The organism is Streptomyces sp. NPDC032721, assembly GCF_055579625.1.
Window position 1 is genome coordinate 69496 of record NZ_JBVIMX010000021.1, and the last position, 17516, is coordinate 87011.

Annotated in this window: 11 protein-coding genes, 2 tRNA genes, 1 other RNA gene and 1 pseudogene; 10 read left to right on the top strand and 5 right to left on the bottom strand. The window is 72.3% G+C overall.

Annotated features, from left to right (window positions below; genetic code table 11):
- Nucleotides 1-20: 20 nt before the first annotated feature.
- On the top strand, nucleotides 21-2480 hold the full coding sequence (locus ACZ5PB_RS34540) for a penicillin acylase family protein (protein WP_468696757.1): 2460 nt from the start codon (nucleotides 21-23) through the stop codon (nucleotides 2478-2480).
- A 92-nt stretch (nucleotides 2481-2572) separates the two neighbouring features.
- Here the strand turns inward: ACZ5PB_RS34540 and ACZ5PB_RS34545 are convergent, their stop codons facing one another.
- Nucleotides 2573-3784, bottom strand: a complete 1212-nt coding sequence (locus ACZ5PB_RS34545) for a DUF418 domain-containing protein (RefSeq protein ID WP_468696759.1) — start codon at nucleotides 3782-3784, stop codon at nucleotides 2573-2575.
- 167 nt (nucleotides 3785-3951) lie between these two features.
- Between ACZ5PB_RS34545 and ACZ5PB_RS34550 the strand changes: the two genes are divergently transcribed.
- From ACZ5PB_RS34550 to ACZ5PB_RS34560, 3 genes and pseudogenes are all read left to right on the top strand, one after another.
- Nucleotides 3952-5211 carry a sensor histidine kinase gene (locus ACZ5PB_RS34550; protein ID WP_468696761.1) on the top strand — a complete coding sequence of 420 codons (1260 nt, stop codon included), beginning with the start codon at nucleotides 3952-3954 and terminating at the stop codon, nucleotides 5209-5211.
- Nucleotides 5208-5858, top strand: coding sequence for a response regulator (locus ACZ5PB_RS34555; protein WP_468696763.1), 651 nt, complete (start codon nucleotides 5208-5210; stop codon nucleotides 5856-5858). The genes ACZ5PB_RS34550 and ACZ5PB_RS34555 overlap by 4 nt, the downstream gene beginning before the upstream one ends.
- Before the next feature lie 261 nt (nucleotides 5859-6119).
- Nucleotides 6120-6317: pseudogene (locus tag ACZ5PB_RS34560) on the top strand (FlgD immunoglobulin-like domain containing protein); the annotation flags it as partial.
- A 113-nt stretch (nucleotides 6318-6430) separates the two neighbouring features.
- Here ACZ5PB_RS34560 and ACZ5PB_RS34565 read toward each other — a convergent pair.
- Nucleotides 6431-6515 (bottom strand) — tRNA-Ser (locus ACZ5PB_RS34565).
- 120 nt (nucleotides 6516-6635) lie between these two features.
- On the opposite strand from ACZ5PB_RS34565, the gene ffs reads away from it, so the two are divergent.
- The 6 genes from ffs (at nucleotide 6636) to ACZ5PB_RS34595 (ending at nucleotide 15282) form a co-directional block, all read left to right on the top strand.
- Nucleotides 6636-6732, top strand: an RNA gene (gene ffs, locus ACZ5PB_RS34570) — signal recognition particle sRNA small type.
- A gap of 47 nt (nucleotides 6733-6779) precedes the next feature.
- A complete protein-coding gene (locus tag ACZ5PB_RS34575) occupies nucleotides 6780-9032 on the top strand; it encodes a DNA polymerase III subunit gamma and tau (RefSeq protein ID WP_468696764.1) in 2253 nt (750 codons plus the stop codon).
- Nucleotides 9033-9074: 42 nt separating this feature from the next.
- Entirely contained in the window at nucleotides 9075-10334 is a 1260-nt protein-coding gene (gene purD / locus ACZ5PB_RS34580) for a phosphoribosylamine--glycine ligase (protein ID WP_468696765.1), read from the top strand.
- Nucleotides 10335-10632: 298 nt separating this feature from the next.
- Nucleotides 10633-12474 (top strand): M48 family metalloprotease, encoded by a 1842-nt coding sequence (locus ACZ5PB_RS34585; protein ID WP_468696766.1) that lies wholly within the window; start codon nucleotides 10633-10635, stop codon nucleotides 12472-12474.
- Between the two features lie 316 nt (nucleotides 12475-12790).
- Nucleotides 12791-14269 carry a N,N-dimethylformamidase beta subunit family domain-containing protein gene (locus ACZ5PB_RS34590; protein ID WP_468696768.1) on the top strand — a complete coding sequence of 493 codons (1479 nt, stop codon included), beginning with the start codon at nucleotides 12791-12793 and terminating at the stop codon, nucleotides 14267-14269.
- 95 nt (nucleotides 14270-14364) lie between these two features.
- Nucleotides 14365-15282, top strand: a complete 918-nt coding sequence (locus ACZ5PB_RS34595; protein WP_468696770.1) for a phosphoribosylaminoimidazolesuccinocarboxamide synthase — start codon at nucleotides 14365-14367, stop codon at nucleotides 15280-15282.
- Between the two features lie 82 nt (nucleotides 15283-15364).
- On the opposite strand, the gene ACZ5PB_RS34600 is transcribed toward ACZ5PB_RS34595, so the two are convergent.
- From ACZ5PB_RS34600 to ACZ5PB_RS34610, 3 genes are all read right to left on the bottom strand, one after another.
- Nucleotides 15365-15440, bottom strand: a tRNA-Gly gene (locus ACZ5PB_RS34600).
- 23 nt (nucleotides 15441-15463) lie between these two features.
- Entirely contained in the window at nucleotides 15464-16075 is a 612-nt protein-coding gene (locus ACZ5PB_RS34605) for a response regulator (RefSeq protein ID WP_468696772.1), read from the bottom strand.
- Nucleotides 16072-17451 (bottom strand): sensor histidine kinase, encoded by a 1380-nt coding sequence (locus ACZ5PB_RS34610; RefSeq protein WP_468696868.1) that lies wholly within the window; start codon nucleotides 17449-17451, stop codon nucleotides 16072-16074. The genes ACZ5PB_RS34605 and ACZ5PB_RS34610 overlap by 4 nt, the downstream gene beginning before the upstream one ends.
- Between the last annotated feature and the right edge of the window lie 65 nt (nucleotides 17452-17516).

Sequence of the window (17516 nt, forward strand, 5' to 3'; positions counted from 1 at the left end):
GTACGCACGGAGCAAGACACATGGGGGAATCACACATGAAGTACGTCAACAGGCATGCCCTGAGAGCCCGTTGGGCAGCCTCACTGGTTGTCGGCGCACTCGCGGCGGGCACCCTGCCCGCCTCCGCCGCCGCCGCGCCCGCCGGTCCCGAGGCCAAGCCCGGCCCCGCCGCGACCATCCGCTACACCGAGTTCGGCGTCCCGCACATCAAGGCGGACGACTTCACCGGACTCGGCCTCGGATACGGCTACGCGGTCGCCAAGGACAACATCTGTCTGCTCGCCGACACCTACCTCACGGTGTCCGCCGAGCGCTCGCGGTACCGGGGCGCCGAAGGGCCGACCAACGCCTACGGCCCCGCCCGCTCCAACCTCCACAGCGACCTCTACTTCCAGCAGGTCAACGACTCCAAGGCGGTCGAGGCCGCCCTCGCCAAGCCCGCCCCGCTCGGCCCCCGCGCCGAGGTGCGGGACATCGTGCGCGGCTATGTCAGCGGCTACAACCGCTACTTGGCCCAGACCGGCGCGGCGAACATCAGCGACCCGTCCTGCAAGGGCGCGCCCTGGCTGCGGCCGATCACGGAGCTCGACGTCTACCGCCAGTTCCACGCGCTGAGCACCTCGGGCGGCGGCGGCCGGTCCATCGACGCGATCGTCACCGCCACCCCACCGGCCCCCGCGACCCCCACGACCCCCGCTCCTTCCCCCGCCCTCCGGGACCCCAGGGCCGCCGTACGTTCGGTCACCGAGGCACTCGCGGGCGACGGCAAGGGCAGCAACGCCTTCGGCATCGGCTCGGGACAGACCGAGAACGGCCGGGGCCTGCTCCTGAGCAACCCGCACTTCGCCTGGACCGGCGCGATGCGCCTGTGGGAGGCCCAGCTCACCGTCCCCGGCAAGCTCAACGTGTCCGGCGGCGGGCTGCCCGGCGTCCCCCTCGTACGCTCCGGCCACACCCAGAACGTCGCCTGGAGCCACACCGTCTCCTCCGCCGTACCGCTGGGCCTCTACCAGCTCAAGCCGGTCCCCGGCGACCCGACGAGCCACCTCGTCGACGGCAGGCCCGAGCGGATGACCTCGCGCAAGGTCGCCGTCAAGGTACGCGCCGCCGACGGCACGCTCTCCACCGTCGAACGGACCCTGTGGTCCACCCGGTACGGCCCCGTGGTCGGCGCCGCGTTCGGCCTGCCCACCCAGTGGACGGCGGACGCCGCGTACGCCCTGCGCGACGCCAACTCCGGCAACCTGCGCGGCCTGAACACCTGGTTCGACCTCAACCGCGCCCAGAGCACCAAGGACGTCCAGGACGCCCTCGTACGCACCCAGGGCATGCCGTGGCTCAACACCACCGCCGCCGACAAGAGCGGCCGCACGCTCTTCTCCGGCGTACAGGTCGCCCCGCACCTCACCGACGCGCTCGCCGCCCGCTGCAACACCGACCTCGGCAAGGCGATCTACCAGGGCACCGGGCTCTCCGTCCTGGACGGCGCCCGCTCCGACTGCGCCTGGGGCAACAGCGCCAAGGCCGTCGCCCCCGGCCTGCTCGGCCCCGAGGACCTGCCCGCCCTCCAGCGCGACGACTACACGGCGAACTCCAACGACAGCGCCTGGCTCACCAACCCCCGCGCCCCGCTGACCGGTTACCCCCGCGTCATCGGCAGCATCGGCACCGAGCGCACCGCCCGCACCCGGATGAGCCTCACCTCGCTGGAGGAGCGCATCGCAGGCACCGACGGCCTGCCCGGCAAGGGGTTCAACCGCAGGAACACGCAGGACCTGCTGTTCGCCGACCGCAGCAAGACCGCGGAGCTGGCGGTCGCCGACACCGTACGGATGTGTGCCGCGCTCCCCGGCGGCAAGGCGCCCTCGGCCGGCGGCCCCGTCGACGCGACGGCGGCCTGCCGGGCGCTCGGGCAGTGGGACAAGCGGTTCACCCCCGACAGCCGGGGCGCCCTCCTCTTCACCCGCTTCTGGACCAGGCTCACCGAGCGCGCACCCGCCCCGTGGCGCACCCCCTTCGACAAGGCCGACCCGGTGAACACCCCGCGCGACCTGAACACCGCCGACGCCGCCGTGGCCACCGCACTCGGTGACGCCGTCACGGAGCTGGGTGCACTCGCCATCGCCCCCGACGCCCCGCTGGGCGCGCACCAGTACGTGGTGCGCGGCGACCGGAGGATCCCCACGCGCGGCGCCCCGAACAACCTCGGCCCGGTCAACGTCGTGGGCCACAAGTGGGTGCCCGGCAAGGGGTACGGGGAGGTCGAGTACGGCGCGAGCCTGATCCAGGTCGTCTCCTTCACCGCGGGCGAGTGCCCGGACGTGGCACGGCTGCTCGCCTCCTCCCAGTCCGCCGACCCCACCTCGCCGCACTACGCCGACCAGACCGAGCTGTTCGCCAGGGGGCAGCTCACCCAGGGCCGGTTCTGCGAGAGCGAGATAGCCGCGTCGCCGCAACTGCGCACGGTGGAACTCCGGTAGTCCGGTCTTCCGGCGGGGGAGTACGGGAAGCGGAGCGGTGATGCCCGGAGCTGAGGCGGGCACCACCGCCGCCACCCGGACCGCGCGGCCGGCTATGCGACGCGACCCAGTCGTTGGGGGGCCAAGTAGGCCCAGTTCCACACCAGTTCCAGGGGCCCGCGACTGAACCTCCGTAGCCACAGGGTCGACAGCACCACGAACGAGCTCACGATCACCGCCCAGGCCAGCACCGGCCACCACGGCCGCGCCCAGTCGAGCTCGGCGGCCAGGCCCAGGCCCCAGCCGTAGCAGAGCGCGGCCGCCGCCAGGTTCTGGAACACGTAGCAGGACAGCGCGCTGCGGCCCACCGAGGTCAACCCCCGGCGCAGGAAGCCGTGTTCACCGGTGGCCCGCAGCGCCAGCGTGGTGACCAGGCCCAGCAGACCGAACGCCACCAGCGGCGGCAGCAGATAGCGGTCCACCACGAACCAGTGCGGCCCGCCGAAAGCGGTCAGCAGATTCAGCGGCGCGCCGACGCCGAGCCCGATCAGCATCAGCCGGTTGCGGATCAGGGCCCCGCGCTCACCCCGCTCGAACGCCCCCGCCCGCAACAGCCGCGAACCGATCAGGAACAGCGCGACCCCCATCGGGATCACGAACACCGCCTCCAGCCGGTACAGCACGAACCGGTCCAGGCGCAGCGCGATCTGCTCCCCGTACCCGCCCACCGCGTACACGTCGGCCTTGCCCATCCCCGTCACCGCACCCGAACCGGTCCCGGACGCGGCCACCGCCCAGCTGAGGGCCCCGACCAGCAGCAGGTGCAGCCCCGCCATGGCGAAGATCCAGGCGCGCACACAGCGCTCGCTGCGCCCCACCAGGTAGACGACGATCAACGAGGTGAAGGCGTACCCGATGAGCGCGTCGAACTCGAAGACCAGCAGGAAGTGCAGCGCCCCCTCCGTGAACAGCAGCGCCGCCCGCCACAGGTACCAGCCGGGCCACGCCCGCCCGCGCCGCTTGGCCGACTGGTACTGGAGCTCCAGGCCGACCCCGAACAGGATGGTGAGCAGCGCCAGGAACTTCCCGTTCGACAGGTAGCGCAGTGCGACCTCCACCGCGCCGCCCGCCGAGTCCGCCTCGGGCATCCGGAAGAACAGTCCGGGCGGGCCCAGCGGATGCGTGAACAGCCAGATGTTCGTCCCGAGCGTGCCGACGATGGCCACGCCCCGCAGTACGTCGAGGACCTCGATGCGCCGTGCCGCCGGTAAGGGCCCGGAGTCCGCGGTCGCGGTGGTGGTGCCTGTGCCGTGCTGTTGGTTCATACATCCAGCGTCGCGGCGCACCCCCGCCGCTGTCTTCGGCGGTTGGTAGGGGCGCACGTCACCACTTCGGCGGGGCGCACGGGGCGCTCTCCCACCTTCGATGGAGATACCTTCGGAGCAGGCGATTTGGCGCCAATCACGCTGCCTGGCTGTGATTTTATGACTGCATGGTGGGTCTGGGAGTCCTGCGGGACCGGAGCTTTCGCCCCGACCGGAAGGACGTCCTGCCGGCCGCGGCACTGTTCGCGCTGGGCGCGTTCCTCTACGCGGTCGGCTGGTATCCGTTCTTCCGGGACGTGCACACGCTGGCCCTGTGGAACCTCGCCATCGGCTGGCGGCTGATTCCGCTCGCCTGCGCCTGCCTCGCCGTACTGGTCCGCCGGCACCTGCCGCTGCCCGCGCTGGTGGCGGGCCTGGTCTGCTGCGTGGCGGACGTGCTGATGGGCTTCAGCATCTCGATGCTGCTGGTCGTCTCCGAGCTGCTCTACAGCGCCACCCTGCACGGCTCCAAGAACCAGAGCCGCACCCTCATCCGCTCCGTCATCGCGCTGGTCGTGGCGATCACCACGGTGCTGCTGTGGACCGTGGGCGACTGGCAAGTGGCCGTGCTGCTCATCATGTTGATGCTGACGATCGTCTTCGTACCGGTCTGGTGGGCGATGACCGTACGGCAGGAACGCGACGAGGCGGAGACCGAACGCACCCGCGCCAGACAGCAGGCCAGGATCGCCGAACTCGACCGGCGCACCGCCGTGTCGGAGGAGCGCGCCCGCATGGCCAGGGACCTGCACGACGTGATCGCCGGGCACCTGTCCGCGATCGCCATACAGTCGGACGCGGTCGGCACGATGGCCAGCGACAGCCCCGCGGTCAACACGGTGCTGCGCTCCATCCGCAAGAACAGCGTCGAGGCACTCACCGAGATGCGCGCCATGATCGAGCTGCTGCGCGGCCAGGACGTGGACGACCAGCAGATGCCGCAGGCCTCCCCGGCCCGCCTCGCCGACCTGGACGTACTCCTGGAATCGGCCCGCGCCACCGGCCTGGAGGTGTCCCCGTCGGGCTCGGAAGCGGGAGCGGCCGGCACCCCCCACCCCATCGACCTGCCCCCGGACATCCCGGCCTCGGTGGACCTGGCCGCCTACCGCATCGTCCAGGAGGCACTCACCAACGCGGTCAAGCACGCCGCCGGGTCCCGGGCCTGGGTCGGGGTGCACGCACAGGACGGTGACCTCCACGTGGAGGTCACCAGCAAACTGACCGCCACCGAGGAACCCGTACTCCCCGGAGCGGGCACCGGTCTGCTCAACATGCGCGAGCGTGCGGCGGCCATCGGCGGAACGGTCACGGCAGAACCCGTCGGCGGCTGCTGGCGGGTCCACGCGATCCTCCCACTGGGTCCGACAAGGGAACACGAGCACTCATGAGCATCAAGGTCCTCGTCGCCGACGACCACGCCGCCGTCCGGGCGGGCCTGGTCCTCGTACTGGAACAGGCCGGCGGCATCAAGGTCGTCGGCGAAGCGGTCGACGGCACCAGCGCGGTCCGGATGGCCCGCGAACTGCGCCCCGACATCGTCCTGATGGACGTACGGATGCCGGGCGGCGGCGGCATCGTCGCCACCCGCACCCTCGTCCAGGAGAACGTCTGCCAGGTCCTCGTCCTGACCACCTTCGACCTCGACGAGTACGTCTACGCCGCCCTCCAGGCCGGTGCCGCGGGCTTCCTCATCAAGTCGGTCGAGGCGCTGCGGCTGGTCGAGGCGATCCACCTGGTAGCCCAGGGCGACGGCGTGCTGGCCCCCCAGGTCACCCGCCGCGTCATGGCGCACTTCGCCGGCCAGAGCAGCGCGCTCCAGTCCAACCCCGAAGGCCTCGACCAGCTCACCGAGCGCGAGGGCGACGTCCTGGACTGCCTCGGCGAGGGCCTCTCCAACCAGGAGATCGCCAACCGCCTCTACATCACCGAGGCCACCGTGAAGTCCCACGTCTCCCACATCCTGGCCAAACTGGGCCTGCGCTCCCGGGTCCAGGCGGCCATCCTGGTCCAGGAACACGGCCGCCCGGAGCGCTGACCCCCGCCGAGTCCGGCACCACGTACCTGCCGGCGCTCTTCCAGCAGAACACCGCCCTCGGCGACGCCCCGTCGGCGGGCGAGCGGTCGCTGCTCGCCCGCCCGGACGTGCGGACGACCGGCGAGAAGATGCCGACGGGCTCCGACCACTTCTCGGCCGTGCGCTCGGCCTTGGGCCGCTACGTGGTGTTCGGCGACACCGGGCGCGGCCCGGAGGACCGGCAGTACGTCGTCGACCTGGACGCACCCGGCGGGCCGAAGGTGCCACTGGCAGTTGTCCAAGCCCGTCACCGACCCCCGGGTAACGATCCGGAACAAGTCCGGGCACCCGGTCTTCACCGGCACGGCCAAACAGCACGCCGCCGCCGTCACCTTCTCGTGGAACGGCCGCTCCGCCGACGCGGGCACCTACACCTGGGAACTCGCCGGCACACCTATGGACGGCAACGGCGCCCCCTGAAGATCACGGGCCCGCTCGAACTCACCAAGCGCGCGAACTAAGGTCCGAGAACAAACGATGAAGGCCCCGACCGGAAACCGGTCGGGGCCTTCATCTGCCCTGCTGGGCGAGTGCGGAGGATACGAGATTCGAACTCGTGAGGGGTTGCCCCCAACACGCTTTCCAAGCGTGCGCCCTAGGCCACTAGGCGAATCCTCCGCCGCAAACAATACAAGACGTTGAGGGGTGCTTGCGACCGCGTTCGTCGGGGGTGGGTCCGAGGAGAGTTCCGAGGTGGGAGCGGGTCGTTTTTGGGGTGGGGGATCGGCTAGGGTGGGTGTCAGCCCCTCACGTGGCGCTATCTGACTGAACTCCCCCAGGGCCGGAAGGCAGCAAGGGTAGGTTGGCTCTGGCGGGTGCGTGGGGGGTCTTTGCGTTCCCGGGCGGAATCGGTTGTCAGTGGGTCCCGATAACCTCGTATGTGTGTCGTCCCTTGCGCTGTACCGCCGCTATCGCCCCGAGTCGTTCGCCGAGGTCATCGGGCAGGAGCATGTCACTGCCCCGCTGATGCAGGCCCTGCGGAACAACCGGGTCAACCACGCGTACCTGTTCAGCGGGCCGCGTGGTTGTGGAAAGACGACCAGTGCGCGGATCCTCGCGCGCTGTCTGAACTGTGAGCAGGGGCCGACGCCGACGCCGTGCGGCGAGTGCCAGTCCTGCCAGGACCTGGCGCGGAACGGGCGCGGGTCGATCGATGTGATCGAGATCGACGCGGCTTCCCACGGTGGTGTGGACGATGCGCGTGACCTGCGGGAGAAGGCGTTCTTCGGGCCCGCCGGCAGTCGGTACAAGATCTACATCATCGACGAGGCGCACATGGTCACCTCGGCGGGCTTCAACGCCCTGCTGAAGGTGGTCGAGGAGCCGCCGGAGCATCTGAAGTTCATTTTTGCGACGACCGAGCCCGAGAAGGTCATCGGGACGATCCGGTCGCGTACGCACCACTATCCGTTCCGGCTGGTGCCGCCGGGGACGCTGCGCGACTACCTGGGTGAGGTGTGCGCCAAGGAGCAGAGCACCGTCGAGGACGGCGTGCTTCCGCTGGTGGTGCGGGCCGGGGCCGGGTCGGTGCGTGACTCGATGTCCGTGATGGACCAGCTGCTGGCGGGTGCGGCCGACGACGGTGTGACGTACGCCATGGCGACCGCACTGCTCGGTTATACGGACGGCTCGCTGCTCGACTCCGTGGTCGACGCGTTCGCGGCCGGGGACGGGGCGGCGGCCTTCGAGGTCGTGGACCGGGTCATCGAGGGGGGGAATGACCCGCGTCGGTTCGTTGCCGACCTGTTGGAGCGGCTGCGGGATCTGGTGATTCTCGCCGCTGTGCCGGACGCCGGGGAGAAGGGGCTGATCGACGCCCCCGCCGACGTGGTCGAGCGAATGCAGGCGCAGGCGTCCGTCTTCGGGGCTGCTGAGCTGAGCCGGGCCGCCGACCTGGTCAATTCCGGGCTGACCGAGATGCGGGGGGCGACCTCGCCGCGGTTGCAGCTGGAGCTGATCTGCGCGCGCGTGCTGCTGCCCGCCGCCTTCGACGACGAGCGCTCCGTACAGGCGCGGCTCGACCGGCTGGAGCGGACCGGGGGAGGAGGTGGCGGGGGCGGGTTCGTCGCCGGAGGGGCCGTGCCCGGGATGCCGGCGATGGGGTACGTACCGGGGCCGGAGGTGCAGGGGCATGCGCCGGCGCCTGCGCATGTGCCTGCATCTGTACCTGCGCCTATGCCGGTGGCTGCGGCTCCTGTGGCTCCCGTGGCTCCTGCGCCTGCTCCCGCTGCCGAGGCTCCGGCCGCTGCCGCGCCGCCGGCTGCCGCTCCCGCGCGGCGGCCCGGGGGCTGGCCCACCGCGTCCGCGCCCGGCCAGGGGCGCCCCGAGCCCGTCGCACCCCAGGCTCCGGCCGTACCGCAGGCCGCCCAGGCCCCCGCTCCTGCCGCCGCTCCCGGTCAGGCGGCGCCCAGTGCCGCCGCCGCGCAGGGTGCCGCCCAGGTGCGGAACATGTGGCCCGGGATCCTGGAGGCCGTGAAGAACCGCCGCCGGTTCACCTGGATCCTGCTCAGCCAGAACGCCCAGGTCGTCGGCTTCGACGGCACCACCCTCCAGGTCGGCTTCATCAACGCCGGTGCCCGCGACAACTTCGCGAGCAGCGGCAGCGAGGACGTCCTCAAGCAGGTCCTCGCCGAGTCCTTCCAGGTGCAGTGGCGGATCGAGTCCGTGGTCGACGCGAGCGGCGGCGGTGGCGGCCAGCCCCCGGCCGGTCCCGCAGGCGGCTACGGAGGCGGCGGTGGCGGCGGCTTCGGCGGAGGTGCGGGTGGAGGCGGCGGAGGTGGGTACGGGGGCGCTCCCGCGGCCCCGGCTCCGGCCGCCCCGCGTCCGCCCCAGGCCCAGGCCCCGGCCCCGGCACCGGCCCCCCAGGCCCAGCCCGCGCAGGCACCGCACCAGGCTCAGGGTCAGGGACAGGGGCCGGGTCAGGGGCAGGGGCCGTCGCAGAGTCAGAGTCAGAGTCAGAGTTATGGCCAGAGTCAGAACCAGTACGCGCCCCCGGCCGAGCCCCCGCCGGTCTCCGCCGAGGACGACGTACCGGAGGACGACGATCCGGACCTGGTCGACTCGGCCCTCTCCGGCCACGACCTGATCGTCCGGGAACTGGGCGCCACCGTGGTCGAGGAGTTCGTAAACGAGTAGCCCCGGAGTCCGGCACCCCGCCGCCCGACTAGGCTGCACCCCGTGAAGGTCCTCGTCATCGGCGGCGGCGCCCGCGAACACGCCCTGTGCCGCTCTCTGTCCCTCGACCCCGACGTCACCGCTCTCTACTGCGCCCCCGGCAACGCCGGCATCGCGGAAGTGGCGGAGCTGTACCCGGTCGATGCCCTCGACGGGGCCGCCGTGGCGCGCCTCGCCACCGAACTCGGCGCCGGTCTTGTCGTCGTAGGCCCGGAGGCCCCGCTGGTCGCGGGCGTCGCCGACGCCGTGCGCGAGGCCGGGATCCCGGTCTTCGGGCCGTCCAAGGAGGCCGCCGAGCTGGAGGGCTCCAAGGCGTTCGCCAAGGACGTGATGGCCGCCGCCGGTGTCCCCACCGCGCGCAGCTACGTCTGTACGACGCCCGAGGAGATCGACTCCGCGCTGGCGGCCTTCGGGGCTCCGTACGTCGTGAAGGACGACGGTCTCGCGGCCGGCAAGGGCGTCGTCGTCACCGGCGACGTCGAGGAGGCCAGGGCGCACGCGCTGGCCTGTGAGCGCGTCGTCATCGAGGAGTTCCTCGACGGTCCCGAGGTGTCGCTCTTCGCGATCACCGACGGCGTGACCGTGCTGCCGCTCCAGCCCGCGCAGGACTTCAAGCGCGCGCTCAACGGCGACGAGGGCCCCAACACCGGTGGCATGGGCGCCTATTCGCCGCTCCCGTGGGCCGGCCCCAAGCTGGTCGACGAGGTCATGGAGTCCGTGCTCCAGCCGACCGTCAACGAACTCCGGCGCCGCGGAACCCCGTTCTCCGGTCTGCTGTACGCAGGGCTGGCGATGACCGGCCGAGGCGTACGCGTCATCGAGTTCAACGCCCGCTTCGGCGACCCCGAGACCCAGGTCGTCCTCGCCCGCCTGCGCACCCCCCTCGCGGGTGTGCTGCTCGGCGCGGCCAACGGCACGCTGGACGTCCTGCCGCCGCTGAGCTGGCGCGACGAGAGCGCCGTGACCGTCGTCATCGCCTCGCACAACTACCCCGGCACCCCGCGCACCGGCGACCCCATCGAGGGCCTCGCCGAGGTGGCCGCCCAGGACGCCCCCGAGGCGTACGTCCTGCACGCGGGCACCAAGCAGGACGGCGACGCCGTGCTGAGCGCCGGTGGCCGGGTGCTGTCCGTGACCGCGACCGGTGCCGACCTGACCGAGGCCCGCGAGCGCGCGTACCGCGCCGTGGCCCGGATCCGGCTCGACGGCTCGCAGCACCGTACGGACATCGCGGAGAAGGCGGCCCTGGACGCGACGGGCTGAGCCGACCAGGAGCGGCCGAGTGGGGCGGACCGGGGCTGACACCCGGGTCCGCCCCTCTTCCGTACCGGGATGCAGGCTTTGCCCCGGAAGCCAGCACCTTTACCCAAAGCCATTCCATCGGGTGACGGCTCGCCCATCCGGATGACTGGTGCCAAAGCCCCAACTAGGGTGCCGCGCAAGCGGTTCCGGCACTTGGCCCACCGACATTGCGATGTCAGTGGCGGGTGCCACAGTGGGGGAGTGAGCAACCCATCGACGGGCAAGCAGGGCGAGCAGTGCAGAGGGGGTGAATCCGGTCATGTCCGGAGTGTCTGATTCCGGTGCCAGTGCCACTGGCCCCGGTTCCCACGGTACGGAGCTGGGCGCGCAGGCCGCGCGCGAGCGTGCGACCGCCGTCCTGCGGGTGCGCGGCCGGGCGCTGGCCGGTGCCCTGCTGCCGACCGCCGCGGCGGTCGTGCTGCTGATCGGCGGCGCGTCCGGGCGGCTCGTGGGCACGGGCTGGGACGTGGCGCGCTGGGCGGTGTCCGCCGTCGCCCTGGTGACGCTGGTGGCCGGTCTGGCGGTCGCCCTGGTGGTCGCGCGGGCCCGCCCCGCCGTGACGCCCACGGTGGAGCTGACCGAGAAGTCCGCCCCGGACCTGTACCGCCTGGTCCGGGACCTGGCCGAGCGGCTCGACGTGCCCGCGCCCTCCGCGATAGCCCTGACCCCGGACTGCGACAGCTGGCTGGAGGAGCGGACCAACGCCACGGGCCCCACAGGACCGAGTCCCGCCGCCTCCGCCGATTCCATACCTACCGGACCAACCGGACCTACCGGACCTACCGGATACGCCTCCGGGCCCGCCGCCCCCGTCCTGGTCATCGGCTCGCCGTTCCTCTGGTGGATGCGCGTCGCCGAACTGCGGGCCGTCCTCGCGCCGGTCGTCGCCGGTACGGGCCCCGCCGCCCACCCCGACATAGCCGCCGCCCGCCGTTTCGTACGGGGGCTGGACGCGGCCGTCGCCCTCGCCGCCAAACCGGGCCACGGCCCGACGGGCCCGCTGCGCCGCCTCGCGCTCGCGCCCCTCGGCCGGATCTCCCGGCTGCTGCTCGGCGCCTGCCGCGAGCACATCACCCAGCTGGAGCGCGGCGTCGCCGCCGCCGCTTCCGAGCGGGCCCAGGCCGTGGACTACGGGCTGCGGATCGTCGCCCAGGAGCAGGTCGGCCTCGCCTACGCGGGCTGGGACCGGCTGCTGACCCGGGTCGCGCTGCCCGCCTGGCGGATGGGCCGCTGGCCCTCCCGCCTCGACGTCGGCGTGGTCTCGGCCCTCACCGAACTCTCCCGCCGCGACCGCCTCGCCGACGGATTCGCCTCCCGGCTCGGCGAGCGCCCCGCCTGCGACCTCCTCGAAGAGCCCGGCGCGGTCGACGAGGCCGCGTCCCTGCTCGCCGCCCGCCTCTTCCACGGCGGCCCGGCGGCCCCCGGCCCCGACTGGTCCCCGGTCGACTGGCAGGCGTACCCGGAAGAGGTCGTCGACCGGAAGTGGCGCACCGAGGCCGCCCGGCTGCACCGCGTCCTGGACACCCTGGGCGACCGCTCCGACGACGGAGCCAAGAGCGGCAGCGGCGCGGGCCGCGACCGCAACGCCGGTACGAGCCCCACGCTCGCCCGCGTCATGGACCACCTCACCGCCGAGCCCCTCACCGGCGCCCCCGGGCCCGACGACGGCCGCGTCGACGAGGAGCGCACCGACGCCCTGGCCGCCGGCATCACCGCCGAGGCCGCCCGCGAGGAGGCCCTGGCCCCGGCGCCCGCCCCGGTTCCGCCCGGCGGCGACGGCCACGACGGTCACGACCTGTGGGAGGGCGGCTCCTGGAGCGAGAGCCAGCTGCCGGTCTTCCCGATCCAGCCCCCGCGCACCGGCCGCGACCTGCTCGCCGACCACGTCACCGCGATGGTCTGCTGCGCCGCCGTCGACACCGCGGGCGCCACCCCCGGCCTGGACTGGCTGGACGGCCCCGCCCTGCTCGTCGACGGAAAGCGCCGCTCCGACCTGACCGGACCGGTGCTCAGCCTGGTCGAGGACGGCGACCCCCTCCCGCTGCGCGGCTGGCTCGCCGCCGTCGGCGTACGGCCGGAAAAGCCCGTGCGGCTGGTGTGAGCGCGGCCCCGGGCGGGCACAGGGCGGGCCCCGGGCGGCCCCGTGCGGGCCCTCGGAAGGCCGCCGGATCCGGCGGCCCCTGACCGCCCGCCGCCACCCGTAGAACCCCGTACTCCGGATGTGACCGTACGGCCCGCAGAACCGCCGAAGCGTCCCACGAACGGACTAGCAGGTTCCGTTTCACGCCAATTCGCGACGAACGGTGACGGAGTGCGTGCGTTATGTGATGTGCTGGGGCTCTGGAGCTGACAGCCGATGCACCACATGTTTTTCCGGGGGCTCCTGTGTTCCCGGGGGACCGAGGGAGGGACGTGACGTGGGGGCGGAGCAGATTCGCTGGGATTCGGGTGCGCTCGCACACGCCGTCTCGGACCCCTTCGGCCAGGGCCCGCTGCCCTGGCTGCGCGGCGGCGAGCAGTACCTCGACGCGGACGGCACGGTAGTCCCCTGGTACGCGGAACTGGATCCGGCCACCGGCGCCAAGGTCCCCCAGCCCCGCCGCCACGAGGGCCCCCGTACGGCCGACGACGTGAACTGCCAGATCAAGGGCTTCACCTCGTCGGGCTCCGTCGCCCCGGGCGGCGCCGTCGACTTCCACGTCACGGTCAATCCGCCGCAGGAGTTCTCCGCGTACGTCTACCGGATCGGCCACTACAGCGGCGCCGGCGCCCTCCAGGTCGACACCAGCCCGCGCCTCTCCGGCATCGTCCAGCCCGCCCCGCTGACCGCCGACCGCACCGTCTCCTGCCACCACTGGTGGCAGTCCTGGCGCCTGCAGATCCCCGAGTACTGGAGCCTCGGCGCCTACGTCGCCGTGCTGACCAGCGCCGACGGCCACCGCAGCCACATCCCCTTCACGGTCCGCGACGACCGCCCCGCCGACTTCCTGCTGCTGCTCCCGGACGTCACCTGGCAGGCGTACAACCTCTTCCCCGAGGACGGCCGCACCGGCGCCAGCCTCTACCACGCCTGGGACGAGCAGGGCCGGCTGCTCGGCGAGGAGGACGCGGCCACCACCGTCTCCTTCGACCGGCCGTACGCGGGCCAGGGCCTGCCGCTGCACGTCGGGCACGCCTACGACTTCATCCGCTGGGCCGAGCGCTACGGCTACGACCTCGCCTACGCCGACGCCCGCGACCTGCACGCGGGAAACATCGACACCTCCCGCTACCGGGGCCTGGTCTTCCCCGGCCACGACGAGTACTGGTCGGTGCCGATGCGCCGGGCCGCCGAGCACGCCCGCGACCAGGGCACCTCCCTCGTCTTCCTCTCCGCCAACACCATGTACTGGCAGGTCGAGCTGGGCCCCGCCCCCTCCGGCGTGCCCGACCGCTTCCTGTCCTGCCGCAAGCGCCGCGGCTCGGGGAAGGCCGCGCTGTGGCGCGAAGTGGACAAGCCCGAGCAGCAGTTGATGGGGATCCAGTACGCGGGAAGAGTCCCCGAGCCCAGCCCCCTGGTCGTACGGAACGCGGAGCACTGGCTCTGGGAGAACACCGGCGCGGGCGAGGGCGACGAGATCGAGGGCTTGGTCGCGGGCGAGGCCGACCGCTACTTCCCGCGCACCGCCCTGCCCGAGCACCGCGGCCGCATCCTGCTCGCCCACTCCCCCTACCGGGACGGCGACGGCGCCCTGCGCCACCAGGAGACCTCGCTCTACCGGGCCCCCAGCGGCGCCCTCGTCTTCGCGTCCGGCACCTTCGCCTGGTCCCCGGCGCTGGACCGCCCCGGCCATGTGGACCCCCGTATCCAGCGGGCCACGGCCAACCTCCTGGACCGCATCGCCAAGGGCAGCTGACCCTGCCCGCCGCTCCCCGGGCCACCCTGACCGGGGACTTCCCCCGCGCGTGCGGGAGAATCGTCAGCGATTGGCAACAACCACGGGGAGGAACCGTGTCCGGATTCGTAGTAAAGCCCGAACCCCAGCAGGTGCCGGGCCTGGTACATCTGCACACCGGCAAGGTGCGCGACCTGTACCAGAACGAGGCGGGCGACCTCGTGATGGTCGCCAGCGACCGCACCAGCGCCTTCGACTGGGTGCTGCCCACCGTCATCCCCGACAAGGGCCGCGTCCTCACCCAGCTCTCGCTGTGGTGGTTCGACCAGCTCGCGGACCTCGTCCCCCACCACGTCCTGTCGACCGAACTGCCCGAGGGCGCCCCCGCCGACTGGGCGGGCCGCACCCTGGTCTGCAAGTCGCTGCGGATGGTCCCCGTCGAGTGCGTCGCCCGCGGCTACCTCACAGGATCCGGGCTGGTCGAGTACCAGGAGTCCCGTACGGTCTGCGGCCTCGCCCTGCCCGAGGGCCTGGTCAACGGCTCGGAGCTGCCCGCGCCGATCTTCACCCCGGCCACCAAGGCGGCCGTCGGCGACCACGACGAGAACGTCAGCTACGAGGAGGTGGCCCGCCAGACCGGTGCGGAGACCGCCGCCCAGCTGCGCCAGGCCACCCTCGCCGTGTACGGCAGGGCCCGGGACATCGCCCGTGACCGGGGCATCATCCTCGCCGACACCAAGTTCGAGTTCGGCTACGAACCGTCCGCGTCCGGCGACGGCGAACAGCTGGTCATCGCCGACGAGGTCCTCACCCCGGACTCCTCCCGCTTCTGGCCCGCCGAGGACTGGGAGCCGGGCCGCACCCAGCAGTCCTTCGACAAGCAGTTCATCCGCAACTGGCTGACCTCGGCCGACTCCGGCTGGGACGCCAAGTCGGAGAACCCGCCGCCGGCCCTCCCGCAGGAGATCGTCGACGCGTCGCGCGCCAAGTACATCGAGGCGTACGAGCGGCTGACGGGCCAGAGCTGGTCGTAGTACGGCAGTGGGGCCCGACCCGAAGGGGCCGGGCCCCACACGAAGAAGGCCCCGGTCGCGATGACCGGGGCCTTCTTCGTACTGGAGCGGACGACCAGGTTCGAACTGGCGACCTCAACCTTGGCAAGGTTGCGCTCTACCAACTGAGCTACGTCCGCGTTGCGCCGTGGCGCGAGGACAACTATACCCAACCTCGCTCGCGTGCGAGACGCACTGCCGCATGACGGTTCTCCGCCCCCAGTTTCGAGGCCGCGGACGACAGGTAGTTCCGTACGGTGCCCTGGCTCAGCGCGGCCCGCTCGGCGATCTCCGCGACGGGCGCACCGTGCGCGGCCAACTCCAGCACCTCCGCCTCCCGTACGGTCAGCGGGGAGTCACCTGCGGCGATGGCGTCGGCCGCCAACTCCGGGTCGACATAACGGTTTCCGGCGTGCACGGTACGGATGATCGCGGCCAGCTGCTGGGCGCTGACGGTCTTCGGCACGAACCCCCGCACGCCCGCCTCCAGCGCCCGCTTCAGATGCCCGGGCAGCCCGTGACTGGTGACGATCATGGTGCGGCAGTCCGGCAGTTCGGTCCGCAGCGATGTGGCCACCGCCACACCGTCCATCCCCGGCATCTGAAGGTCCAGCACCGCCACGTCCGGCCGGTGCTGGAGCGCCATGGCCAGCGCCTCGGGCCCGGTGGCGGCCTCCGCGACCACCTCCAGGTCGTCCTCCAGCGCGAGCAGCGCGGCCAGCGCCCCCCGGATCAGGTGCTCGTCGTCCGCGAGCAGTACCCGTACGGCGCTCATGCGGCACCTGCCCCCGCGCCGGAGCGGGTGAACCGCCGGAAGAGCCTGGCGGTGCCGCCCGTGGCGGGAGTGCTCGATTCCGGGGCCATGCCCTCGACTTCCTTTTCCGTACGAGTACGAGTACGAGTACGACTACGAGTACGTGACGCGGGGTCGTCCGGAGCCGTCAGCGGGACCTCCGCCCGGACCCGGAACAGGCCCTTCTCCGCGGGCCCCGCGACGAGCGACCCACCCACGGTGGCCAGCCGCTCCCGCAGCCCCGCCAGGCCGGAGCCGGACGGTCCGACGGGGGTGGAGGAGTCCGCCCCGTCGTTCTCGACGACCAGCACCGCGCGGTCCCCGTACGAGGTCAGCCGCAGGGTGCAGCTCTTGGGGTTGCCGTGCCGCAGGACGTTGGTGGTCGCCTCGCGGACCACCCAGCCGAGCGCCGACTGCACCCCGGTGGGCAGTTCGGCGGCGAGGCCGTCCTCCACCCGGCAGCTGATCCCGGCGGAGGCCAGTACCCCGCGCGCCCCCTCGATCTCGTTGCGCAGGTCGGCCTCCCGGTACCCGCGCACGACCGCCCGCACCTCGCGCTGCGACTCCTGCGCGATCCGCTGCACCTCGGCCATCTGTGCGACGGCCTCGGGCCTGCCCCGCTCGGCGAGCTGCACCGCCAGCTCGCTCTTCAGCGCGATGACGGCGAGGTTGCGGCCCATCACGTCGTGCAGGTCGCGCCCGAAGCGCAGCCGCTCCTCGGCGACGGCGAGCCTGGCCTCGGTGTCCCGGTTCCGGTCGAGTTCCCAGAGCGTGGCGACGAACCAGAGCGAGGAGCGGAACGCCAGCAGCCCGTACAGGCCCGCCAGCACGATCGAGATCCCCGTGATCACGGCGATCGGGCCGCTGTGGGTGATCCACTGGACGGTCAGCCCCGCGAGGACCGCGCTGGCGGCCGTCGCAAGGAGCAGCCGGCCGATCGTCGACAGGGTGAACACGCACATCGCCACCGGGGTCAGGCCGATCATCAGCATCAGGGTGAAGTCCGTGGCGTCCTTGCCGTTCGGGTCGAAACCGCCGACGAAGTGGTACGCCACCGCCAGGGCCGTGTAGGCCACACCCAGCACCAACGACACCAGGGCCGTCCGCAGGGGTGCCGGGGTCCCGTACCGGTGGTGGGCCATTCCCCGGTTGACGGCGTGCATGGAGAGCACGGTCAGGGTGAAGGACACCGCGAGCAGTCCCATGCCCACCCAGGCCGGCCCGTCCCCACGGGCGAGCCGCGTCGCGACGGTGCCGAGGACTCCGGGATACAGCAGCCACGGAATCCCGTACAGCGTGATCCGCATGTACAGGTCCATCTTGGCCGCCCCGCTGCGGCCCCGCCAGAAGCCCTTCATCCCCGTCACCACATCCTCGAAACCAGCGCTGCCCCGAAAGCCGGCCCCCGCCCCGCAACCGGGAC